This window comes from Streptococcus sp. HMSC064H09, from assembly GCF_001812625.1.
Classification (GTDB): Bacteria; Bacillota; Bacilli; order Lactobacillales; family Streptococcaceae; genus Streptococcus.
The window spans coordinates 1-217 of record NZ_KV809589.1; the positions used below are offsets into that span (position 1 = coordinate 1).

1 protein-coding gene is annotated in these 217 nt (G+C 39.2%); it reads right to left on the minus strand.

All coding sequences use genetic code 11. The features are described from left to right. A partial coding sequence (locus HMPREF2867_RS07125) for a KxYKxGKxW signal peptide domain-containing protein (protein WP_141751000.1) occupies positions 1-194 on the minus strand: 194 nt, incomplete at its 3' end. Positions 195-217 lie beyond the last annotated feature (23 nt).

The window sequence follows — 217 nt, forward strand, 5'->3', positions numbered from 1 at the left end:
GCTGGAGCCTCAACGTCAATAGCGCCTTCTTTGATGATGGCTTCAACAGTTGCTTCATTAACAGGTGTAGGTTGTTCTTCAGCTGAAGCGTAGCTGAGTCCTGCAAAACTCAATCCCAAAGCAAGTCCTGTCACTGCAATAGTTACCCAATGTTTTTTAACTTTGTGAAGTTTAAAATGTACTTTCTTTTCCATGATAATTCTCCTTTCATTTTAAA